At 67.7% G+C, this 22,365-nt stretch carries 15 protein-coding genes and 1 pseudogene; 7 read left to right on the top strand and 9 right to left on the bottom strand.

Going from position 1 to position 22,365, the window contains the following annotated elements; translation table 11 throughout:
• Positions 1 to 47: 47 nt before the first annotated feature.
• Positions 48 to 4,202, bottom strand: a complete 4,155-nt coding sequence (locus ACLEQD_RS02265) for a hypothetical protein (RefSeq protein WP_410381369.1) — start codon at positions 4,200 to 4,202, stop codon at positions 48 to 50.
• A 113-nt stretch (positions 4,203 to 4,315) separates the two neighbouring features.
• Positions 4,316 to 5,632 (bottom strand): ArnT family glycosyltransferase, encoded by a 1,317-nt coding sequence (locus ACLEQD_RS02260; protein WP_410381367.1) that lies wholly within the window; start codon positions 5,630 to 5,632, stop codon positions 4,316 to 4,318.
• A 161-nt stretch (positions 5,633 to 5,793) separates the two neighbouring features.
• Here ACLEQD_RS02260 and ACLEQD_RS02255 point away from each other — a divergent pair, with 161 nt between their 5' ends.
• On the top strand, positions 5,794 to 7,884 hold the full coding sequence (locus ACLEQD_RS02255; RefSeq protein ID WP_410381365.1) for a thioredoxin domain-containing protein: 2,091 nt from the start codon (positions 5,794 to 5,796) through the stop codon (positions 7,882 to 7,884).
• 24 nt (positions 7,885 to 7,908) lie between these two features.
• Here ACLEQD_RS02255 and ACLEQD_RS02250 read toward each other — a convergent pair whose 3' ends face one another.
• From ACLEQD_RS02250 to ACLEQD_RS02240, 3 genes are all read right to left on the bottom strand, one after another.
• On the bottom strand, positions 7,909 to 9,273 hold the full coding sequence (locus ACLEQD_RS02250) for a transglutaminase-like domain-containing protein (RefSeq protein WP_410381363.1): 1,365 nt from the start codon (positions 9,271 to 9,273) through the stop codon (positions 7,909 to 7,911).
• A 253-nt stretch (positions 9,274 to 9,526) separates the two neighbouring features.
• Positions 9,527 to 10,003 (bottom strand): GNAT family N-acetyltransferase, encoded by a 477-nt coding sequence (locus ACLEQD_RS02245; RefSeq protein WP_410381361.1) that lies wholly within the window; start codon positions 10,001 to 10,003, stop codon positions 9,527 to 9,529.
• A complete protein-coding gene (locus ACLEQD_RS02240; RefSeq protein WP_410381359.1) occupies positions 9,894 to 10,994 on the bottom strand; it encodes a D-alanine--D-alanine ligase in 1,101 nt (366 codons plus the stop codon). The genes ACLEQD_RS02245 and ACLEQD_RS02240 overlap by 110 nt, the downstream gene beginning before the upstream one ends.
• Before the next feature lie 168 nt (positions 10,995 to 11,162).
• Between ACLEQD_RS02240 and ACLEQD_RS02235 the strand changes: the two genes are divergently transcribed.
• Together ACLEQD_RS02235 and ACLEQD_RS02230 are read left to right on the top strand one after the other, a co-directional pair.
• A complete protein-coding gene (locus ACLEQD_RS02235; protein WP_410381399.1) occupies positions 11,163 to 12,461 on the top strand; it encodes an HD domain-containing protein in 1,299 nt (432 codons plus the stop codon).
• Positions 12,462 to 12,478: 17 nt separating this feature from the next.
• A pseudogene (locus tag ACLEQD_RS02230) lies at positions 12,479 to 14,004 on the top strand (MBL fold metallo-hydrolase).
• Positions 14,005 to 14,024: 20 nt separating this feature from the next.
• Here the strand turns inward: ACLEQD_RS02230 and ACLEQD_RS02225 are convergent.
• The 3 genes from ACLEQD_RS02225 to ACLEQD_RS02215 all read right to left on the bottom strand — a co-directional run bounded on the left by ACLEQD_RS02225 (position 14,025) and on the right by ACLEQD_RS02215 (position 18,106).
• Positions 14,025 to 16,658, bottom strand: coding sequence for an FTR1 family protein (locus ACLEQD_RS02225; protein ID WP_410381357.1), 2,634 nt, complete (start codon positions 16,656 to 16,658; stop codon positions 14,025 to 14,027).
• A 168-nt stretch (positions 16,659 to 16,826) separates the two neighbouring features.
• Complete coding sequence (locus ACLEQD_RS02220; protein ID WP_410381355.1) at positions 16,827 to 17,315, bottom strand: dihydrofolate reductase; 489 nt, start codon at positions 17,313 to 17,315, stop codon at positions 16,827 to 16,829.
• The gene (locus ACLEQD_RS02215) at positions 17,312 to 18,106 is read right to left on the bottom strand and encodes a thymidylate synthase (RefSeq protein ID WP_410381353.1); all 795 of its coding nucleotides are present in this window, start codon (positions 18,104 to 18,106) and stop codon (positions 17,312 to 17,314) included. The genes ACLEQD_RS02220 and ACLEQD_RS02215 overlap by 4 nt, the downstream gene beginning before the upstream one ends.
• A gap of 103 nt (positions 18,107 to 18,209) precedes the next feature.
• Here ACLEQD_RS02215 and ACLEQD_RS02210 point away from each other — a divergent pair, with 103 nt between their 5' ends.
• Genes ACLEQD_RS02210 through ACLEQD_RS02200 form a run of 3 tightly spaced genes read left to right on the top strand, consistent with a single transcriptional unit; the run spans position 18,210 to position 20,720 of the window.
• Positions 18,210 to 18,770, top strand: a complete 561-nt coding sequence (locus ACLEQD_RS02210) for a cob(I)yrinic acid a,c-diamide adenosyltransferase (RefSeq protein WP_410381351.1) — start codon at positions 18,210 to 18,212, stop codon at positions 18,768 to 18,770.
• A gap of 4 nt (positions 18,771 to 18,774) precedes the next feature.
• Positions 18,775 to 19,800 carry a tRNA epoxyqueuosine(34) reductase QueG gene (gene queG / locus ACLEQD_RS02205; protein WP_410381349.1) on the top strand — a complete coding sequence of 342 codons (1,026 nt, stop codon included), beginning with the start codon at positions 18,775 to 18,777 and terminating at the stop codon, positions 19,798 to 19,800.
• Positions 19,797 to 20,720, top strand: coding sequence for a DMT family transporter (locus ACLEQD_RS02200; protein WP_410381347.1), 924 nt, complete (start codon positions 19,797 to 19,799; stop codon positions 20,718 to 20,720). Before queG ends, ACLEQD_RS02200 begins: the two co-directional genes overlap by 4 nt.
• Positions 20,721 to 20,731: 11 nt before the next feature.
• Here ACLEQD_RS02200 and ACLEQD_RS02195 read toward each other — a convergent pair whose 3' ends face one another.
• Entirely contained in the window at positions 20,732 to 21,139 is a 408-nt protein-coding gene (locus tag ACLEQD_RS02195) for a hypothetical protein (protein WP_410381345.1), read from the bottom strand.
• Between the two features lie 716 nt (positions 21,140 to 21,855).
• Here ACLEQD_RS02195 and ACLEQD_RS02190 point away from each other — a divergent pair.
• Positions 21,856 to 22,365 (top strand): MTAP family purine nucleoside phosphorylase (locus ACLEQD_RS02190; RefSeq protein ID WP_410381343.1); only part of this gene is annotated, 510 nt, incomplete at its 3' end.

Below are 22,365 nucleotides of genomic sequence, written 5' to 3'. Positions count from 1 at the left end.
AGCACTGCATCAGAGTGAGATTGCACTTGGGGCGGATGCTTGTGTTGTTACGGTCTTGTCTTTGATCCGGTTGACAAAATCCATTGTTTTGCAATGTCGGATGGTGTCTGGGCTTGATCTTGAATGACGGCATGGAGAAGTTGCCTCACATCGCCAATCGAGGTGGGCTCCTTGAAGACTCCGGCCAATAGCCGTGGAGTACGCAGGAGAAATCGTCGTTCGCCCCAAACCTTCATCCAAAATGCAGAGATAAAAGGAAGCACAATTCGATGGGTCATCGAATGATCGGGGGTTGTGTTGTTGTAAAAATGTGCAAGCAGGTCTGACTGAACAACGGCGGCCAGGCCAAGGGGACACGTGTCTTGAATGGAGCCAAATATGTTGCTCATGAAATGCAGTGCCCATTCCTTGGGGAAGTTCTCTTCTCTCGGATGGTTAAAAAGAACTTCGGCAGTGGCGTGAGGCTGAACAAGCTCCTGGACCAAGTGTGCCGCCTTTTTCCACGGAGCAGGAAGCTCGCTTTTTTCGGCCATGGCTTTGTATGACATTGCCGTTTCGTTCGCCGCCAGATGCGCTGTAGTCAAGTCGGTGATCGTTAGCGTTGCTAATCGCAGTGCTACGGGCGGACAGATGAGTTGCCTCGTTAGCTGCTCTCGGTCCTGAGAGTTGTACTTTGGAGAATGGGCAAAATGGGGGGCGCTGGCAATGACTCGTCCAAAAACATTCGCCCCAAGAAGGTGCGGGAGCGACTGGTGGATCAGTACGGATTGAGCAATTGGAAGGTGTGCCGTTTCAAGGGCTTCAAGGCCTTGGAGAGCCCAATGTTCAGCCTGTGAAACGTTGTTTACGCCATCGGCGAACCAAGCCATTTGCGCATATAGGTACGAAGTGTTCGACTCGTTAAATAGGTGACCGAATCGAGTCAGGTCACCTAGAAAGAGCCTGCTTTGAGGCGGTGCATAGTGCTGTCCGTTAGGAAGGGATGCGGGCGGATGGCCGGTCCTGGCGAGTATCATGAAGTAACCCGTGCAATGTCCGAAAATCATGAATAGGCCATTGCGGCGGAAATCATCAGTTGTGACTTTTAGTAACTCCTTGGCAGCTAGGTTCCATGTGTCGAATGCCTGTGATAGGCCGTGTGTTTGCCACAGTGCGATCGCCAGTTCGGCTAGAGCCTTTACGCGCTCTGTGGGGCCAATTGTTGAGGACTCATCTGTAATGGAAACGGCCTTTTGGGCTAATGAGATTCGATCTGGATTTCCTGTCTTGGTCGCTGCATAACTTGCTTCCAGGTGTGCAAGCATGCGTTCGACCGGCAATTCAGAGCCAGTGTACTGAGTGGCGGAAATGAGGTGGTGAAATGCCTCTGGCCACATGTTCTTGTAGGCTAGATTTCGCCCGATGCATTCGTTGATCATGAATGCTGGAAGAGAGTCTGTGGTATGGATTTTGAGCTCTTCTCGGGCAAGAACGATTGCTTCTTGGGGCTGAGACTCGACTTCTGCTTTGATTGCGATGAGGGCGCGCATCGCGGCTGCAGACAATTCGGGACGCTTGAGTCGTCTTGCCTTGTCATGCCAGTGAGTTAATGTAGCGATGATCGATGGCCAATCCTGGAGGCGCGGATCTTTGTCCTGCTCGTGGAGCCAGAGTTGATCGACCATTAGCATGGTGCCGCGGTTGGCCATTTGGCTTTGCAGGGCAGTGCTCTGCTGTTCTGGACTAAGCGCCTCGAAAATGGAAATCCAATCCTCTAGATTTGAGACGGAACGCACGCTGGTCGCCATGACCCAAAGGGCCCATTCTACGTGAGAGGGCAGATCCAAGGCTGCCGAAGAGCGCTCCGCTGGCAGGGTTGACCGCCAAGCTCGAAGTGCTGCTTTGGAGTATTTGAAGTTCCGCTCCGGCGCTGAGCTGGTGTTGGCTGAAATTGCATGGGTGCATGCGATAATCACAGCCTCGCTTTCTTTCGGACCTGCGGCTGTGAGTAGAGCGTCCAGGTCCCCTAATATGAAGTCAACGGGCAGAGAATAGGCTTCTCTTGCTTGGGTCTGAACGCCGCGAAGAACTAGCTTGGCGTCAAGCCTCATGTTGGAGGGGAGTGGCGAGTCTGCCCAAAGACTCAGCCACGTACTGTAGCGCCAAGACGAAGAAGTTTTATGCTTGAGTAGCATCGCTAGGCCGGCGAGAAGCAAGGTTGCTGCTCGCTCGGCTAGGTCGGCCGCCGTGAAATATATGATGCATCGGTCAACGTCTGCTGGGGCGATGACTCCGCGGCTAAGGATCGACTCGCCCAGAGAACGATTGATTAGCTGAAATCTTGCGGTAGGAAGATTGACCTTGCCGAACTGTTTGAGGAGGGGGGAGAGCGAATATGTCTGGTGGTCTTCTGGTTGCAGCCAGAGGCCAGTAAGTTCGGCAGTATGTTCAAATGGGTGCTCTATGGATGGGGAAACGGCGCAAATCGTGCGAATTTCTTGTTCAGATATTGAACCGACCACGATGTCTAGTCGGTATAAAAGTTCGCGCGACTCTGGTTCTGATACTGTCGATTTAATGATCGATTGAATTTCGGCTTGGATCGGTTGCGCGTAGTCTCGGCGAAATATGCCGGTGAGCGTCGAGTCATCGGATATTGCCCAGTTTGCCTTTTTTAGATACCGAGACATTGCTTGGAGCAGTGTGGGGTGGCCGCCTGCGAGAGCATTTAGGGTCTCGATAAGTTTGCTGTTCTCCAGAAAATCCGATGGCGCCTGTGTGCTGGCGAATAGCGACTTGGCCTCGCTGTCTGTGAATCTCGGTGTGGGTATTGATTCGATATGGATGCCTAGTAAATCTAGTAGTTGGATGGGTAGTTGGTGGTTGCTGGTTGAAAATAGCTGAATGTGGCTTGTTGATTTGTTCTGCGTTAGGTCGGTTAGATGGTCTGATAATAGGTCTCCATGCCGAATGCGAGGTAGGTCGTCTAGGACAAGTAATGGGTGGTGGTCTGCTTCTGGCGTAAAGGTACTCGTTGTATTAAAGATAAGCGTTGAGGCTGCCTCTGTGGAAAGACCCCGCAGTCGAAGCCAATGTAGGCGTGGTAGGTGGTGTTCGCCCAACCGCCTAGCTAGTTGCGTTTTTCCAGCGCCATGATCACCTGTTAGAGCTACCCATGTTTTTGTGTCTAGGGATTGAAGGAGCTTTTCCAGCAGTTCTGGTCGCTCTGCGCCCGGCACTATCGGCGGGTAGGATTTTGTGTTCGTGCGAGTTGGGGCGTATTTGATTTGCGGGGTTTGTTGGTGTTCGGAAATCAGGTTGTTTACTGCTGTGTCAATTTCGCCAAGGGCGAGTTGCTGCTGGGAGAGAATTGCTTCTACGTCGCCCATTCTCGAGTTGAGGGCTGATAGTAGATTTTGGGTGATGTTGATGCGCTGGATCGAGGTTTGATCGAGGCCAAGCCCTGCAATAACGTTTTTTAAGTCGGGTGGAGATAGACTTTTGAGGCCGCTTTGGCTGAGTGTCGCGAAGACATGGGCAAAGGCTCGCTCGTAGGCCGCTGTTGCTTCGTTGGTGGTGGCGGCGTGTCTTTCGAGTAGTTTTTCGGTGATTTGCTCTCTGAGGTTGCGTGTCTCTCCGACTCCAAAACTCCATTCAATACTTTTTATGAATGTTGAGGCATCCTCTGAGGTCGCAGTCTTGGTGAAATTTACGAACGAATCCCATGTGCTTGGGGCTAAGTCGTCAGGGCGTGATAGGTTTTGCAGTCCGAACAGCAGCTTTGGAAGGCTGGGGTCTTCACTGATTGATGCTAATGACTTGCTGCTTAGGTCCATCCAGACCTGTAGGGCTCGCTGTCGCGGCGTGAACAGATTTGGTCGTTCGTAAGTGGGCTGTGCGTTTGTTATGTATCGAAGTGTTATGTTTTTGTTTGCGTTTAGCTTTAAGTGTTCATGTGCGCTTGCTAGGAAGCCAACTACTGCGCTGTCTCTGAGGGTTGTCTTGTTGTCTCGGTGCTTGACTTGCTCAAGGAGGCGATGGGTTTCTTCCTCTGGTGCGTCAAATGCATGGGTAACTGTGTCGATATCTTCACCCAGCTCAAGTAGCAGAACTTGGTGCGGTTGAAGTGAAAGCCAGCGTAGAATGGTTAGATCTGCTTGATAGACGAAGCCGCGAATTGTTGCCCAGGCGTCTCGGTTTCTGATGTTTTTGAAGTCGTTCATGATGCGAAGGTGCCGCAGTTCATGATGGTCTGCGGATGCTTGTTGTGGCGGGTTTGGATTTTGCCATGTGACTGGGACTGGGGCACTAGGACAAGCTTACCGTCCGCTAGAGGCTAGTTCCTCAACAGCCACACCGTGAAGGTGTGCAGCCTCCGGCCCCGGAACACCCCCGTGAGCTTCACGGGGCCTTCCACCGCCCCAAAGCGCTGCACCAGCTCCTCCGGCGGCGCCGCGCCGTTCTCCGAACACCACAGCACGTCCTGCCCGGGCTTCAACTCCAGCTCAGGCCAGACGTCGTACTGGCTCTTGCGCCGTGACGGCCCCACCGTGTCCGTCTCCGCGCCCGTCGCGTACGCCACCTGCGAGGCCAGCTGGTACGTGGGCGCGTAGACCGCCGTGAGACCCGGCGCCATGCCCGGGAACAACTGCTCCGGCGCCTTCAACTTCTCCAGCACGCCCCAGCCGTGCGTCCTCGCCAGCACCACATCGCGCTCGAACGTCAGCACCGGGAACAGCAGGTGCGACGTCACCGCCAGCACCACCGCCATCCCGCTCCACGCCGCCGCCCGCTGCCACACCGGCCGCATCCCCGCGACGCCAATGCAGGCCGCCACGTACGCCGCCGCAGGCCAGTTCGCCTCGCCCCGCGTCTTCGCCGCCGCGTAGCCGAAGAACAGCAGCGGAATCACTGCCGCCATGCGCAAGAGGAACTGCTCCTTCGGCCCTCGCACCGCGTACACCAGCGCCAGCGGGAACAGCACCGGCCCTCCCATGGCGAACTGCCCCGCGACGTACTCGCCGAACGTCGCCCACCCGCCGCTTCCGCCCAGGCCGTGGTTCAGCTGGAACTTGAAGCCCACCCAGTCATGGCTCGCGTTCCACAGCACCACCGGCAGGAAGCACAGCAATCCAAGCCCCGCCGTGAGCCACGCCCCCGCCGGCAGCCTCCGCGCCCGCAGCGCCGCGACCATGAACGCGAGCCCCAGCAGCACGGATGGATATTTCGACAGCAGCGCGAGCCCACACGTCAGCCCCGCCAGCACCCACTTCTCGCGGTACAGCGCCCACAACCCCAGCGCCCAGAACAGCAACATGGGGGAGTCCGGGGTGGCCCAGACACCGGAGAGGATGCCCACCGGCACCGCGCTCCACAGCGCCAGGGCCCGCCACGCCGCGTCGCGGGAGCGGTACACGTCCAGGGCCAGGCCCCACACCGCCACGCCCGTCCCCAGCCCGCACAGGAGCGCCGTCCCCCGGATGCCCAGCGCGGCGATGAGCCACGCCACCATCGGCGGATGGTCGAAATATCCCCATGCGAGATGCCGGGCCCATTGCCAGTAATAGGCTTCGTCGAAGTAGACGTCCGTTCCCAGCGCCAGCGCGAGCCGCACCCCCACGCCCAGGGCCACCAGGACGAGGCACGTCTTCATTCCCGGGCCGGGGCTGGAGTGGGCGGACGCACGCACGCCCCCGGACAAAGCGCACCGGAAGGCCGTTGGCCAGCAGGGAGTGAGGCCATTTCAGCTTGCCCCCGCGCACCCAGGCTCACAATGTGAAGGGCCCCGAAGCCGCTTCGCACCGGGAGTACCCCATGGATGACCGTCCCCCCTCTGGAAAAACCAACCGTCTGGCCCAGGAGCCGTCGCCGTACCTGCGCCAGCACGCCACGAATCCCGTGGACTGGTACCCCTGGGGGGATGAAGCCCTGGCCCGCGCCCGCGCGGAGAACAAGCCCATCCTGCTCTCCGTGGGCTACTCCGCGTGCCACTGGTGCCACGTCATGGCGCACGAGTCCTTCGAGGACCCCGACATCGCGCGCCTGATGAACGAGGGCTTCATCAACATCAAGGTCGACCGCGAGGAGCGCCCCGACCTTGACCAGATTTATCAAGGCGTCGTGCAGCTCATGGGGCAGGGCGGGGGCTGGCCCCTCACCGTGTTCCTCACCCCGGACCTGCGCCCCTTCTACGGCGGCACCTACTTCCCCCCGTCGGACCGCTACGGCCGGCCCGGCTTCCCGCGCCTGCTCTCCGCGCTGCGCGACGCGTGGGTGAACAAGGCCAGCGACATCGAGGAGCAGGCCAGCCGCTTCCAGGAGGGGCTGGGAGAGCTGTCCACGCACGGCCTGGACGCCGCCCCCGCGCACCTGTCCGCGGAGGACATCGTGGCCATGGGCCAGTCCATGCTCAAGCGCATGGACCCGGTGAACGGCGGCTTCGGCAACGCCCCCAAGTTCCCCAACCCCATGAACGTCGCGCTGCTCTTGCGCGCGTGGCGCCGTGGCGGCGGCGAGCCCCTGAAGGCGGCGGTGTTCCGCACGCTGGAGCGCATGGCCCTGGGCGGCATCTACGACCAGCTGGGCGGCGGCTTCCACCGCTACTCGGTGGACGAGCGCTGGCTGGTGCCCCACTTCGAGAAGATGCTCTACGACAACGCCCAGCTGCTGCACCTGTACTCGGAAGCAGAGCAGGTGGAGTCACGGCCGCTCTGGCGCAAGGTCGTGGAGGAGACCGTCGAGTACGTGCGCCGCGAGATGACCGACCCGGCCGGCGGCTTCTACGCCACGCAGGACGCGGACAGCGAGGGCGAGGAGGGGAAGTTCTTCGTCTGGCGCCCCGAGGAGGTCCGCGCGGCCCTGGCCGTGGGCCCGCAGGCGGACACCGTGCTGCGCCACTTCGGCATCAAGTCCGGCGGCAACTTCGAGCACGGCGCCACGGTGCTGGAGGTCGTCGTCCCCGTGGAGCAGCTCGCGAAGGAGCAGGGCCGCCCCGTGGACGCGGTGGAGCAGGAGCTGGCGGAGGCGCGCCGCGTCCTCTTCCTCCTGCGCGAGCAGCGCGTGAAGCCGGGCCGCGACGACAAGATCCTGGCGGGCTGGAACGGGCTGATGATCCGCGGGCTCGCGCTGGCCTCCCGCGTGTTCAACCGCCCGGACTGGGCGAGGCTCGCGGCGAACGCGGCGGACTTCGTGCTCGCGAACATGTGGGACGGCAAGCGGCTGTTGCGCTCGTACCAGCACGGCCAGGGCCGCATCGACGGCTTCCTGGAGGACTACGGCGACTTCGCCGCGGGGCTCACCGCGCTCTATCAGGCGACGTTCGACGCGAAGTACCTGGACGCGGCGGACGCGCTCGCGCACCGCGCGGTGGAGCTGTTCTGGGACGAGGAGAAGCAGGCGTACCTCTCCGCGCCCCGCGGACAGAAGGACCTGGTGGTGGCGGCCTACTGCCTCTTCGACAACGCCTTCCCGGCCGGTGCGTCCACGCTCACCGAGGCCCAGGTGGCGCTCTCCGCGCTCACCGGCGACGTGTGCCACCTGGACCACCCGGAGCACTACGTCGCCAAGCTGCATGATCAGCTGGTGCGAAACCCCATGGGCTACGGCCACCTGGCGCTCGCGGCGGACTCGCTGCTGGACGGCGCGTCAGGCGTCACCTTCGCGGGCACGCGCGAGGCGGTGGCCCCGCTGCTGGCGTCCGCGAACCGCACCTACGCGCCGGTGTTCTCCTTCGGCTGGCACGACACCAGCGCCCCGCCGCCCGCGCGCCTCCAGGAGCTCTTCGCGGGCCGCGAGCCGGTGGAAGGCAAGGGCGCCGCGTACCTCTGCCGCGGCTTCGTCTGCGAGCGGCCCATCACGGAAGCGGGCCTGCTCGCGGAGCGCCTGCTGGCGGCCCCGGGCCACTGAAACGCGGCCCGGGACGCGCGGGCGCTACTTCACGTCCGTGACCTGCAACGCCCCGATGAGGGGCGTGATCTCCGCGTTGCCCTCGTAGCCCACGTAGAAGTGGGTGGCGTCCGCGACGGGCTGGTTGAAGGTGGGGTCCAGCTGGGTCCACTCGCCCACGTAGGCCTCCACCCACTCGTGCCAGTACAGCGCGGGCACGCCGTCGGAGTTCACCATGTAGATGACGCCGTCCACGCGGCGGGCGGGGATGCCGGACGCGCGCAGCATCGCCACCGTGAGCAGCGAGTGCTCCGTGCAGTCGCCCTTCTTCTGGCGCAGCACGTCCGTGGCCCGGTCCGCGCTGGCGCCGTAGTCCTTCTGCAGGTTGCTGTACACCCACGCGGACAGCATCCGCGCCGCCGTGTACGCGTCCTTCTCGTCGCGGATGATGCTCCGGGCCTGCGCCTTGATGGCCGGCGCGTCCGCCTCCACCGCGAGCGTGGACTTGAGGTTCTCCCCCTTGTCGGGGTCCGCCACCGGGCGGGCCACGCGGCCCTTGGGCGAAGGCGGCGCCGCCATCAGCGTCACCTCCACGCGGCCGTCCGGCAGCCGGCGGAACTTCTGCCGGTACGTGTCCTGCTGGAACTTCTCCGGCAGGTTCTTCATCACCAGCTTCACCTGGCCGGGCACCTCGCGCGCCTTCGCGGGCAAGGGCTGCGGCAGCACCACGCGCGTGAGGCCGAACACCTCCACCAGGTCCAGCCGCTTCGCCACCGTCTCCGACTCGGCGCGCGCCTGCATCGTCTGGCCGAAGTCCACCCGCACCATCTTGCCGTCCGACGTCAGGAAGGCCGTCACCGGCACCTTCTCCTTGTCCGACAGCGTGCTCACCCGCGACAGCTTCACCTTCACGCCGCCCAGCATCTGCTCCTCGGGCGCCTCCACCGTCGTGACGGTGCGGTAGCCCTCCAGGTCCGTGCCGTCCAGCGCCACGCCCTCCACCTTCTGGCCGCGCAGGAGCGCCACGCGCGCCTGGTCCGCGTCCTCCACCGTCTCCTTGGGCACGGGCAGCGGCTTGAGCAGTTCATCCGGCTGGCCCGGGCGCTTGCGCACCACGCGCAGGGCGTCACCCGTCACCGTGCCCACCAGCTCGTTGTCCCCGCCGTCGCCCTTCTGCGTGACGGTGAAGGACAGCAGCTTGCCGCCCGGCTTCGCTTCGTAGACGCGCACCTCGCGGTGCACGCGCTCCGACACGCGCGTGCCCACCTGCGCCTTGAAGATGAGCTCGTTGATGCTCTGCACCTTGTTGCCCGGCAGCGCCTTCAGGTCGGTGAAGAACCAGCCCACCTTCTTGTCCATCAGGTACAGGCCGAAGTACTCGCCGCCCTTGGGGCGCGGGGCCTTCAGCACGTCGGAAACCTGCTCCTGCGCCTGCGGGGCGCCGGAGGTTTTCGCCTGGGCCTTGGCCGCCGCGGCCTTCGCCTGGTGCTTCAGCGCGGCGGGCGCCTGGGCCCAGGCGGGGGAGGGGCCCCTGTCAGCAGGGCGAGCAGGCTCAACAATCCCAGACGGGTGCGTCGCATCGGTCGGTTCATGGAAGGCATCTGCCCCCTCCTGACGGGGACCCGGGCGGCGTCTTCACGCCCAGGGGTTGGACGGCGGGGGACTACAGGCGCTTGGTCAGGATGATGAGGTCGTCGCCCTGCTTGTAGAAGTCCTTGATGCGCGCTTCCTCGCCGTACTTCATGGAGGCATAGAAGCCGCGCGTGGGGCCGTAGGCCTCCGTGGCGCTCGTCTCCACGCGGATGATGCGCGCCTTGCGGCGGCGCAGGTCGGCCTCCATGGCGGAGATGAGCCCCGCGCCGATGCCCTGGCCCCGGACTTCCGGCGCGGAGGCGATCCAGTACAGGTCGAAGGTGTTCTCCGTCATCGGCGTGGGGCCGTAGCAGCAGTAGCCCACCAGCCCGCCCCCGTCCTGCCCGCGGTCCGCCACCAGGATGGTGTAGTCGCGGTTGCCCGCGGTGAGCGCGGTGTCAACCAGCTCGATGGCGCAGTCCTGCTCCTCCTGCGAGAAGGTTTCGATTCGCCGGATCAGCGCGGCGAGCGGTTCCCGGTCCTTTCTTTCGAGTGTGCGGATTTCCATGGGCTCTTTCGAGAGCGACCTCCACGATTCGCGAGGCCAGGGTCGCGTAGTCCATGCCGGCGGCCTGCGCCGCCTTCGCGAACCCCGCGCCTGGGTGAAGGTCGCAGTTGGGGTTGATGTCGATGACGTACGGCACACCCTCGGGCGACACCCGAAGGTCCACGCGTCCATAGTCCTGGCAATCCAGCGCTGCAAATGCTTCCAGCGCCGTCTGGATGCAACGCGCTTCCTGCACTGCGTCGAGCCGGCAGGGCCCCGTGGGCGAGTCCCGGTACTCTGGCGACGCCTCCTCCCACTTGGCCCGGTACGACACGATGTTCGGCCGGTTGTCGAACGCGCGGCCGAAGTGGATCTCCGTGAGCGGCAGCGCCTGGCGGGGGCTGTTGCCCAGCAGCGGCACGTAGACCTCCCGTCCCGCGATGAACTGCTCCACGAGCGCGGGCTGGTGGAAGGTGCGCAGCACGGACTCGCACGCCCGCACGAGCGCCGAGCGCTCCGTCACCACGGAGTCGAAGTCCATGCCCACGCTGGCGTCCTCGCGCGCGGGCTTCACGATGAGCGGCCACGGCAGGTCCACCGCCAGGGCGTCCTCGCGCTTCTTCACCAGGAAGGAGGCGGGCGTGGAGACGCCGTGGGCGCGCAGGATGTCCTTGGCCTTGGGCTTGTGCAGCGCCAGCCCCAGCGACAGGGCGGACGAGCCGGTGTACGGCAGCCCCAGCGCGTCCAGGAGGCAGGGGACGGCCATCTCCCCGCGGCTGTCGGCGGCCAGCGACTCGCAGAGGTTCACCACGAGGTCGGGCTGGAGGAGGCGCAGGGCCTCCATGAAGTCCAGCTTGTCGCCTTCGATGGCGAGCGGCTCGGCGTTCACGCCGTCCCGGCTCAGCGCGTGGGCCAGGCTCTCGGCCACCCGGACCACGTCCTCGCGGGCTTCGCGCCCGGGGTCGTCCTCGAGGAGGTCGTGGTCACGATTGTGCAGCAGGATGATGTGCATTCGGAGTGACCCGAGGGTTAGCACGTCCCCAGGGACCTTCCCAGCCTGTGACGTGGTGGCCGGTCGGCCCCTCACAGGGCTACCGCCTGTCAGGGTATGCGCTACGGTGGGTGACCTGTAGGAGCAGTTCCGGGCTCCTTGGGTGAGCAGGGGCCCGGCAAGGACGACATGCGGATCCGCGACCCCATCCACGGCGTCATCCCGGTGAGCGACCCGGAGAAGGCCGTCATCGACAGCCGCTTCTACCAGCGCCTGCGCTACGTGCGGCAGCTGGGCTTCGGGGACCTGGCCTTCCCCGGCGCCACCCACACCCGCCACGCCCACAGCCTGGGCGCCATGTACGTCGCCTCGCGCGTCTTCAACGCCGTGGCCAGCCGGTCCGACCTGCCGGACGATGTGCGTGAACATTTCTGCACCGCCGTGCGCCTGGCGGTGCTCTGCCACGACCTGGGGCACATGCCCTTCTCCCACGCGTCCGAGCGCATCGCGCCCCGGCGGTCGCTGCTGCGGCTGCCCGGCTGGCTGGACTCCGTGGCGGAAGGCGAGCAGGCGACCCACGAGGACTACACGGCGAAGCTGCTCCTGGACAGCTCGCTGACGGACATCATCCAGAAGGAGTTCGGCCCGCGCGGCATCACCCCCATGGCGGCGGTGGCGCTCATCACCGGCGCGAAGCCGCCCAGGGACCCGGGCTTCACGCACAAGGGCGTGGACTGGATGCCGCTGTTGCGCGCCATCGTCTCCGGCGAGCTGGACGCGGACCGGATGGACTACCTGTTGCGCGACTCGTTCTACACGGGCGTGAACTACGGCCGGTACGACATGGATTGGATCGTCTCCAACCTGAACCCGGCGGTGAAGGACGGGCGGGCGGTGCTGGCCCTGTCGCGCGCGGCGGCGTTCGCGTTCGAGGACTTCCTGCTCAGCCGCTACCACATGTTCGTGTCGGTGTACCTGCACCACACGTCCGTGAACTTCGACCACATGCTGCGCCGGTACTACGAGGAGACGCCCGGCGAGTTCGAGATTCCGCACGACCCGGAGGCCTTCCTGCTCTGCGACGACGCGGCGCTCTGGTACACGCTGCGCCGGTCGAAGAACCGGTGGGCGGAGCGCATCAGCCGGCGGCAGGGCTTCAAGCTGCTGGCGCAGTTCACGGAGCGCGACACGGGCTACGACCTGGAGGTGCTCAACAGCGCGCTCACCAGCGGCGGCTTCGAGCACTACACCGTGCAGTCCAAGGGGGCGCTCAGCAAGTACGTGGGGTCTTCCGCGACCGGGGGCAGCCCGGGGTTGTTCATCCTGGACGTGTCCACGGGGCGGCTGACGGAGGTGGCGCGCTACACGCCGCTCTACCAGCGCTACAGTGGCGCGGTGCGACTGACGCGGCTCTACGTCCGGCCGGACCAGGCGGAGCGGGCGCGCGAGATGATGGGCCGGATGCTCGGCCAGACGACGCAGTCCTGAAGGACGACGGTGCAACCATGAGCGAGCCCCTTCCCGGCATGGGCCTCTTCGGGCCCCACACCCCCGTGGAGCCCCGGCCCTCCTCGGTGGTCATCCTCTACCGCCGCGCGCATTCGGGCGTGGAGGTGTTCTGGGTGAAGCGCGAGCGCGCGCTCACCTTCGCGGGCGGCTTCCAGGCCTTCCCCGGCGGCAAGCTGGACCCGGACGACCACGACGTGCCCGTGCTGGGCGCGCAGGGCGAGGAGGCCGCGCTGAGGTCCGCGGCGGCGCGCGAGTTGTTCGAGGAGGCGGGCGTGCTGGTGGCGGAAGGGGCGCGCGCGCTGTCGCCCAGGCGCTGGAGGAGGGACGCGCGGCGCTGCTCGCGGGCACGGTGAAGTGGAGCGAGTGGCTGGTGCGCCACACGCTGTGCTTACGCGCGGAGGACCTCAAGCCCGCGGGGCGCTGGGTGACGCCGCCGGCCATCCCGGTGCGCTTCGACACGCGCTTCTACCTGGTGGAGCTGCCGGAGGGCGCCGCCGCGAGCATCATCCCCGGCGAGCTGACGGAGGGCGCGTGGATCCGCCCGGAGGACGGGCTGTCGCGCTGGAGCGACGGCACGGCGCTCCTGCACCCGCCCGCGCAGCACGCGCTGCAGGTGCTGTCGGAGTTCACGGACGAAGCCGACGCGCGCGCGAAGCTGTGCACGCCGCCGTACTGCCCGGGCTACGTGGCCCAGCGCATCGAGTTCCAGCGCGGCGTGCGCGTGGTGGCGCTGGAGACGCCCACGCTGCCGCCGGCGACGCACACGAACGCGTACGTGCTGGGCACGGGCGACCTGCTCATCGTGGACCCGGGTTCGTCGGACGTGAAGCAGTACGCGAAGCTGCTGTCGCTGGTGGCGGGCCTGAAGGCGGAAGGGGCGAGGCCGGTGGCGGTGGTGCTCACCCACCACCACGGCGACCACGTGGGCGGCGCGTTCGCGGTGAAGGAGCGGCTGGGCATCCCGCTCTGGTGCCACGCGCGCACGGCGGACCGGCTGGACTTCCCGGTGGAGCGGCTGCTGGAGGACGGCGAGGTGCTGAACCTGGACGGCCCCCTGGTGCAGCGCTGGCACGTGCTGCACACGCCGGGGCACGCGCGCGGGCACGTGTGCCTGGTGGACTCGCGCAGCAAGTCCGCCATCGTGGGCGACATGGTGGCGAGCGTGGGCTCCATCGTCATCGACCCGCCGGAGGGCAACATGGTGGACTACCTTGAGCAGCTGAAGCGGCTGCGCGACTGGCCCGTCACCACGCTGTACCCCGCGCACGGCTCGCCGGTGCCGGACGGCCCGGGCAAGCTGAACGAGTACCTGCGCCACCGCGCCCAGCGCGAGGCCCTGGTCCTGGAGGCGGTGCCCGCGACGGGCGCGACGCTGGCGGAGGTGGTGGCCACGGCCTACGCGGACACGCCGCCCCTCCTGCACCCGGTGGCGGAGCGCAGCGCCCTGGCCTCGCTGGAGAAGCTGGTGGCCGAAGGCCGCGTGCGCGAGGACTCCTTCACCTGGTTCCGCGTGGGGGCCTGACGCGGCGGCGGCGGGAACGCCTAGAAGCTGCCCATCAGGCCCAGGTGCGGGCCCTTGCTGCTGTAGGTGGCCACGGGCATCAGGCTCACGGAGGGCGTGGAGGAGGCGTGCTCCTCGGCCTCCAGGCGCAGCGCCTTGCCGTGGGACAGTTCGAAGCCCGCGCTCGCGCCCACCACCGGCAGGATGAAGAGGGCCGCGTTGACGGCCGGGGGCGCTTCGGTGCCGCCGCTGTTCACCAGCGTGAGCGCCAGGAACGTCGCGCCCCAGCCCACCATGCTCCCGGCCACCGTGGGGCCCACGCGTCCGCGTCCGCCCATGAACCGGCCGCCCGCGTAGGTGCCCACCGGGATGCCGATGAGGCCTCCCGCCGCGGCGCCCGCGACGGCCATCACCAGGCACTCGTCACAGCCCACCGTGGCGGACCCCAGCAGGTAGCCCACGGAGCCCAGCACCGTCGCGCCCACCACGCCGCCCGCCGCGCCGCCCAGCACCTCCACCGCCACGCGCGGCACGGGGTCCTTCGCGGGCGCGGCCTTCAGGGACGGCAGCGCTTCCGGCGTGACGGACGCGCGCGTGGGCGTCTCCTCCTCCTGGGGGACGTCCGGGGGAGGCGGCACGTCCTCGACCGGCGCGCCCACCAGCGGTGGCGCCGTGAGGCTCCCGGCGGGAGCCCGGGCCGGCTCGGAGGGGGCCTCCTGGGCGGAGGCCAGGCCCGACACGAGCACCAGGGCGAGGAGTGGGGACAGGCGGGGGAGCTTCACCAGGGCCCACGCTACCGCAAGGGCGGCGTCGGCGTCGCCCCGTCCCCGGAGGCCGGGCGTCTCCACGCGGGGCCGGCGGCGCAGGCCCGGTAGGACGAGCGGCGCCACGGCCAGCAGCGCCTGCGGCACCAGCGACAGGGCGTCCGGGTACACCCCCAGCATGTCCACGTAGAGGAAGCGCACCGGCACCAGCGGCAGCGCGCCCACCTCCTGCAGCGAGTGGATGCCCTTGCCCAGCAGCATCACCGCCGTCACCACCATCACCACCGTGGAGAGGTTGAAGAGCGTCTTCATGGGCAGCCGGTAGCCCATGCGGTTGATGAAGAGCACCAGCACCGCCAGCGCCGCGATGCCCGCCACCACGCCCCAGACCACGCCCGCCGCGGAGTCCACCGCCAGGCCCTGGAGGAAGATGGCCGTCTCGAAGCTCTCGCGCAGCACGGACGTGAACGCGATGACGAACAGGCCCACCGTGCTGCCCCGGCCCAGCGCGCCCTGCATCTTCTGGCGCAGCTCCCCCATGAAGTGGCTCACGTTGGCGCGCGCGTTGAGCCACAGCGCCGCGTACAGCAGCATGCCCACGGCGACGAGCGCGGTGACGCCCTCCAGCCACTCGCGCTGCGCGCCGGCCAGCAGCTTGCGGCCCAGGATGTACGCCAGGGCGCCGGCGATGAGCGCGGACACCCAGCCCGCGTGCACCACGCGCACCTGGTCCATGGCCTTCATCTTCTTCAGCGCGGCCAGCAGCGCCGTGACGATGATGGTCGCCTCGAAGCCCTCGCGCAGCAGGATGAGCAGCGTCAGCCACATCACCGACAGGAGGTCCGTCGTGCTGCCGGTGGACTTGCGCGCCTGGTCCAGCAGCGACAGCAGCTCCCGCCCCTCGTCCTGGAGGTGCGGGCTCTTGTGCTCGGCGGCGAGCCGCGCCTGGAGGAACGCCTCCTCCAGCTTCTGGGTGAGCGCCGGGTCGCGCCCGCGCAGCTTGGGCTCCACCGGCTCCAGGCCGTTCAGGTACGCGTCCAGGAGCGCCGTCTTCGCGGCCGCGTAGTCGCCGTCCGCGCCCAGGCGCAGCGCGTGGCCCACCGCCGCGCGCGCGTTGAGCAGCACCTTCTCCTCGTCCGCGTCCGGCATGTTCCGGCGCAGGCACGCCACCTTGTCCGCGCCGAACGCCTTCGCCAGCTCCGCGTCCGTGGACGTGGCCAGCCGCTCCAGCGACACGTTGGGCGGCTCGCCCTGGCACGGCGGCTGGCGCAGCGTGAAGACGAAGAAGGCCAGCGACCAGCGGTCGTCCTCGGTGAGCGTGGGGTAGGCCGGCATCGCGGTGCCGGGCACGCCGAAGCTGGTGGTGTTGAACGCCTTGTAGGGCGTCAGGCCGTCCTCCATCAGCTCCGGGTCGTGGAAGTCCGCCGGCCCAGGCTCCATGGTGGCCGCGATGGACACGTCCGCCTTGCCTTGCGCGCCGTGGCACGCCGAGCAGTTGGCCTGGAACAGCTTCTTGCCGTGCTCCAGGTCCGGCGCCACGCGAGGGCTGCGCGCCAGGCCCCCCGCCAGCACCAGGCTCTCCACCAGCTCACCGCAGTCGCGGCTCACGCCCTCCGGGTCCGCGGCCTCGTTGACGCGCGCCTGGATGGCCTCCACGCGCGGCACGAACGTGGCCGCCGCCGGGCCCAGGTCCTTCGCCGCCGACAGCGCCTCCGCCGCGAAGCTCTTCTGCTCCGTCAGCTCGAACTCCGACTTCGACGACACCGCCGCCGGGTAGTCCGCCTGGAGGTACTGGAGGATGCCCACCAGCCGGTGCCAGGTGCGCCCCTCGTCGGACGCCGGCGCTTCGGCCCGGGCGGAAGAGGACAGCGCGACCAGCAGGCACAGCGAGAGGGCGGCGGCGTGTTTCACGTCCGCGTTCTACCAACCCCCCCCGGAGCGTTCAATTCTGCGAATCAAGATCAATTAATGGCACCCCCTCCGAAGACGGAGGGGGCGTGGGGGTCAACACTCCGGGTGTTCCCCGGGGGTGTGAGGCGCCCGCACGGCAGGTCGTTCCGGCCTTTCCCGGAACAGTGGCTAGCCCTGACGCTCGTAGGTGAGGAAACCGAAGGGCAGGTCGCCCTCCGGGTGCCGCTCCTCCTCCACCAGCCTCCATCCGGCGAGGTCCAGGGGCGGGAAGAGGGCGTCGCCGGGGAAGTCCCGCTCGATGCGGGTGAGGTAGAGCCGGTGCCACAGCGCCTGCGTCTGCGCGTAGAGGTCCGCGCCCCCGGCGATGAAGACCTCGCTGTCGCCCCGGGCCTGCGCCAGCGCTTCCTCCACGGTGTGTGCCACGCGGACGCCCTGGGGGGCGGCCCAGCCGCGCTGGCGGGTGAGGACCACGGTGGTGCGGCCGGGCAGGGGCCTGCCGATGGAGTCGTACGTCTTGCGGCCCATCACGAGGGTGTGGCCCAGGGTCAGGCGCTTGAAGCGCGCCAGGTCCTGCGGCAGGCGCCAGGGCAGGGTGTTGCCCTGGCCGATGACGCGGTTCGCCGCCATGGCGGCGATGGCGGACACGCGCGGGCTCATACGGCCACGGGCGCCTTGATGGCGGGGTGCGGGTCGTAGCCCTCCAGCGTGAAGTCCTCGTAGCGGAAGGCGAACAGGTCCTTCACGTCCGGGTTCAGGCGCATGCGCGGCAGCGGGCGCGGCTCGCGCTTCAACTGCTCCCGCGCCTGCTCCACGTGGTTGAGGTACAGGTGCGCGTCGCCAATCGTGTGGATGAACTCGTGCGGGGTGAGGCCCGTGGCCTGCGCCACCATCATCGTCAGCAGCGAGTACGACGCGATGTTGAAGGGCAGCCCCAGGAAGATGTCCGCGCTGCGCTGGTAGAGCTGGCAGGAGAGCTTTCCGTCGGCCACGTAGAACTGGAACATCACGTGGCAGGGCGGCAGCTTCATGGAGGGCACGTCCGCCACGTTCCACGCGCTCACCAGGTGCCGGCGCGAGTCCGGGTTCTTCTCCAGCCCGTCCACCAGCTGCTTCATCTGGTCCACGTGGCCGCCGTCCGGCGTGTTCCACGAGCGCCACTGGTGGCCGTACACGGGGCCCAGGCTGCCGTCGGCGCTGGCCCACTCGTCCCAGATGGTGACCCCCACCTCCTGGAGCGAGCGCACGTTCGAGTCCCCCCGGAGCATCCACAGGAGCTCATGGATGATGGACTTCAGGTGGAGCTTCTTCGTCGTCACCAGGGGGAAGCCCTGGGTGAGGTCGAAGCGGAGCTGGTGGCCGAAGAGGCTCAGCGTCCCCGTGCCGGTCCGGTCGCCCTTCTTCGTCCCGTGGTTCAGGACGTGCTCCATCAGACTCAGGTAAGGCTGCATGGGGCCCTTTTTCCCTAGGTGGGGTCGGGCAAGCGAGCAAAATATCGGCCGCTGTCCACCCGCGCACGGCGCCGCCGTGTCGCATCGTTAAACAAGGGCTGCCATGAAGATTTACACGAAGACCGGCGACGCCGGCGAGACGGGCCTCTTCGGCGGCGGCCGCGTGGCGAAGGACGACGCGCTGGTGGACGCCTACGGCGAGGTGGACGAGCTCAACGCCACGCTGGGCCTCGCGCGCACGTCCCCGCTGCCGGCGGACCTGGACCACCTGCTCCAGCGCATCCAGGACCAGCTCTTCACGGTGGGCGCGGTGCTGGCCACGCCGCCGCACACCAAGGCTGCGGCCCACATCCCGGAGCTGCGCCCGGAGTGGGTGGAGGAGATGGAGCGCCACATCGACCGCTACGAGGAGGAGCTGCCGAAGATGACGCACTTCATCCTCCCGGGAGGCGCGCCCGCGGCCGCGGCGCTGCACCTGTCGCGCACGGTGTGCCGCCGCACCGAGCGCCGGGTCGTGACGCTCCTGCGTGAGGACAAGGCGCCGCCCGCGGTGGCCATGTACTTGAACCGCCTGTCGGACCTGCTCTTCGTGGTGGCCCGGCTGGTGAACTTCCGCGCCGGCCTGCCGGACGTGAAGTGGATCCCCGAGAAGCCGACGAAGTAGCCCCGTGTACGCGACGCAACTGCCCACTGCCCGCTTGCGGCAGCTCGCCCGGGACGTGGGCTTCGACCTCATCGGCTTCGCGCGCGCGGAGCCCATCCCGCCCTCGTCGCTGATGTCGTGGCTGGAGGCTGGCTACGACGCGGACATGGACTGGATGGGGTCGCGCGCGGAGGAGCGGCTGGACGTGTCGGTGCTGCTGCCGGGCGCGCGCACGGTGCTGTCCTTCGCGAACAACTACTACCGGGACGACGCACCGTCGCAGGGCTCACCCATCGCGCGGTACGCGAGGGGCCGCGACTACCACTCCACGCTGCGCGACCGGATGAAGGCGTTCCGTAAAACCATCAACGCCTGGTACCCGGGGCTGGGCACCTACGGCGGCGTGGACAGCGGACCCATGATGGAGAAGGTGTGGGCCGCGCGCGGGGGGCTGGGCTACGTGGGCAAGAACGGCTGCCTCATCACGGAGTCGCACGGCTCCTGGGTGCTCTTGGCCACGCTCATCCTGGACGCGGAGGTGGACGCGTATCCGGACGGGCCGGTGGCGGACCGCTGCGGTTCCTGCCGGCGGTGTCTGATGGCGTGTCCCACGGGCGCGCTGGTGGGACACCGGCAGGTGGATGCGCGGGCGTGCCTGTCGTACCAGACGATTGAGAACCGCGACCGCGACGTGCCGGAGGCGTTCCGGCTCAAGTTCGACAACCTCATCTTCGGCTGCGACATCTGCCAGCAGGTGTGCCCGCTCAACCGCAAGCCGGTGTTCGCGGAGGATGACCGCTTCGTGCCCCGCGCGGTGGCGTCGCTGGGCACGCTGGAGCTGGCGGCGCTCACCCCCGAGCAATACAAGGAGCTCATCCCCGGCACGGCGCTGGCGCGCGCGCGGTACGACGGTTTGAGGCGCAACGCTGTCTATGCACTGGGGGTCGCACGGCAGGCGCACGCCCGGCCGCTGCTCGAAAAACTCAGCGGCGACGGCAGTGAACTGGTACGCAGCGCCGCACGATGGGCGCTTCTGCAACTGGAGCCGTGACGCCTCCTGCCGCGCCGCCGCTCGGGCGGGTGTACGCGGCGCTGACGGTGCAGGTGCTGATCAGCGCGGGCACGTACCTGGCCGCCAAGCGGGCGATGACGGAGCTGTCGCCGTTCACGGTGGTGCTGTGGCGCTTCCTCGTGTGCGGCGCCGCGTTCGTGGTGCTGCTCGCGGTGACGCCGGGGCGGAAGCTGCCGCCGCGACATGCGTGGAAGCGCGTGGCGCTGCTGGGGCTGATGGGCGGGCCGGTGAACCAGACGCTGTTCTTCTCCGGCCTGTCGCGCTCCACGGCGGCCCACGCGGCGCTGTTCTACGCGCTCACGCCGCTGGGCGTGTACGTGGCCAGCCTGGTGCTGGGCCGGGAGCGGGCCTCCACGCGGACCACCGCGGGCATCCTCACGGCGCTGGTGGGCGTGGTGGTGCTGCTGCTGGGCCGGGGCCTGGCGAGCGCGAGGGGCACGCTGGAGGGCGACCTGCTCATCCTCGCGGCGGTGGTGGCGTGGGTGGTCTACACGACGGAGGGCAAGCCCCTGGCCTCCGAGCATGGACCGCTGCGCGCGACGGCGTGGACGATGACGGTGGCCACGGTGTTGCAGCTGCCGCTGGTCCCGTTCGTGCTGGAGCCCGCGGCGGTGTGGGCCTCCAGCGCCGCCGCGAAGGCCTCCATCGTGTACGTGGGGCTGATGACGTCGGTGGTGGCGTACCTGCTCTGGTCCTACGCGCTGTCGAAGGTGCCCGCGTCACGCGTGGCCATCTTCTCCAACCTGCAGCCGGCGGTGACGGCGCTGGTGGCGTGGCTCTTCCTGGATGAAGCGCTGCACTGGGAGCTGGCGCTGGGCGGCGCGCTGGTGCTCGTGGGCGTGCGGCTGACGCAGACCGCGCCGGTGAAGGCCGCGCCGGTGGTGGTGCGCGCGGGCTGACGGCCCCGGCCTCAGTCGCCGTTGGGGTCCCAGTCGGAGATGTCCTTCTTGGGCTCCGGCGGGAGCGTGGGACGCGGCGGCTCCGCGATACGGGGCGGCGGCTCCTTCTTCGCCGGCGGGGGCGGAGACAGCAGGTCCTCGTTCTCCGTCCGGCTCGGCCGCGCGGGCTCGGCCACCACCGGCTTCGGCTCGGGATTGCGCGGGGCGGCTCCGAGAAGGCCTCGATGTCGGGGGCCTCGGAGCGCTGGGGCTCCGGCGCCACGGCGGGAGAGGGGGGGCGGCGGACGCGCGGGCTCCGTGGCCCGCGCGGGGACGGTGGCCTGCTGCCGCGGGCTGTACTTCGCGGGCTTCTCATCCGACGCGCGGTAGCCCCTGCGCTCCGGGGTCGGCTCCGGCGGATCATCGTAGGAGTCGCGCACCGGGCGCGCGCGCGGCTGCGGGTTCTCCTCGTCGCCGAAGGGTCCTCCTCGCGGCGGCGGTCCTTCTCCTGGATTTCGCGCAGCTTGGCCGCCTCCGTCATGCCCCGCCGGCGCTCGGGCGCGGCGTCCGGTGCGTCCGGCGCCCGGTTGTTCACCGCGTTGAACTGACGGGCACACCGGGTGCGCGTTTGCAGGCAGCCCTCGAAACAGCGCGTCAGCTTCTTGAGGGCGGCGCCGTTGCCGCCGTACTCGATGGTGCAGTCCTCCTTGCACGTGGCGGCGTCCTCCTCGCAGCCGGGCGGGACGGGGCCGGCCAGGGCAGGGGTGCCGAAGAGGACGCTGAGGACGACGAGGCGCGAAAGAAGACGCATGGCAAATGTGAAGGCTACCAGCCTTCCGCGCTTCCCGGGCGAGCCCCCCGCGATATCGTCAGGCCCACGCCCGGCGACCGGGCGAGAGGAGACGCATGCCGGCGGTCAAGGTGGGCATCATCGGGGGCCAAGCCCTCTACCAGGCCCTGGGGCTCCAGGGGCGCGGCGAACACCTCTCCGTGGAGACGCCCTTCGGGCCCCACAGCACCCCGCTCATCGCCACGGAGCTGGACGGCGTCCCCATCGTCTTCGTGTTCCGCCACGGCCAGGGCCACGTCCACAACGCCACCCGCCCCCTACCGCGCCAACCTCTTCGCCCTGAAGACGTTCGGCGTCACCCACGTCGTGGCCACCGGCACCGTGGGCAGCCTGCGCGACGCCATCCAGCCGCTCCACCTGGCCCTGCCGGATCAGGTCATCGACCGCACCTACCGCCGCCCCTGCACGTTCTACGACGACGTCGCCGTGCACGTGGAGCTGGCCCAGCCCTTCTGCGCCACCCTGCGCCAGACGCTCATCGACGCGGGCCAGAAGAGCGACACCGTGGTGCACCCTTCCGCCACCTACGTCTGCATCGAGGGCCCCTCCCTCAGCACCCAGGCGGAGAGCCAGCTGTACCGCGCGTGGGGCGCGGACCTCGTGGGGCTCACCGCCATGCCGGAGGCGCGGCTCGCGCGCGAGGCGGAGCTGCACTACGCCCTCATCGCGCTGCCCACCGACCATGACTCCTGGCGCCCGCAGCCCGTGGGCCAGGAGCCCGAGGCGCTCCTGCCGCAGTTCGCCCAGCGGCTGGACGCCGTCACCGCCCACGGCGCCGCGCTCCTGCGCCGCGCGCCTGCCCCGCATCCGCCAGCA

The sequence above is a fragment of the Corallococcus sp. 4LFB genome (assembly GCF_046520365.1).
In the GTDB taxonomy this organism is placed as follows: domain Bacteria; phylum Myxococcota; class Myxococcia; order Myxococcales; family Myxococcaceae; genus Corallococcus; species Corallococcus caeni.
This window is presented reverse-complemented; position numbering and strand designations above follow the sequence as displayed.

Coding starts and splice junctions, on each gene's coding strand:
- ACLEQD_RS02240 (WP_410381359.1), bottom strand. CDS start 10,994: ATGCACATCATCCTGCTGCACAATCGTGACCACGACCTCCTCGAGGAC.
- ACLEQD_RS02255 (WP_410381365.1), top strand. CDS start 5,794: ATGGATGACCGTCCCCCCTCTGGAAAAACCAACCGTCTGGCCCAGGAG.
- ACLEQD_RS02215 (WP_410381353.1), bottom strand. CDS start 18,106: ATGCAGCCTTACCTGAGTCTGATGGAGCACGTCCTGAACCACGGGACG.
- ACLEQD_RS02220 (WP_410381355.1), bottom strand. CDS start 17,315: ATGAGCCCGCGCGTGTCCGCCATCGCCGCCATGGCGGCGAACCGCGTC.
- ACLEQD_RS02265 (WP_410381369.1), bottom strand. CDS start 4,202: ATGAACGACTTCAAAAACATCAGAAACCGAGACGCCTGGGCAACAATT.
- ACLEQD_RS02245 (WP_410381361.1), bottom strand. CDS start 10,003: ATGGAAATCCGCACACTCGAAAGAAAGGACCGGGAACCGCTCGCCGCG.
- ACLEQD_RS02235 (WP_410381399.1), top strand. CDS start 11,163: ATGCGGATCCGCGACCCCATCCACGGCGTCATCCCGGTGAGCGACCCG.
- ACLEQD_RS02260 (WP_410381367.1), bottom strand. CDS start 5,632: ATGAAGACGTGCCTCGTCCTGGTGGCCCTGGGCGTGGGGGTGCGGCTC.
- ACLEQD_RS02210 (WP_410381351.1), top strand. CDS start 18,210: ATGAAGATTTACACGAAGACCGGCGACGCCGGCGAGACGGGCCTCTTC.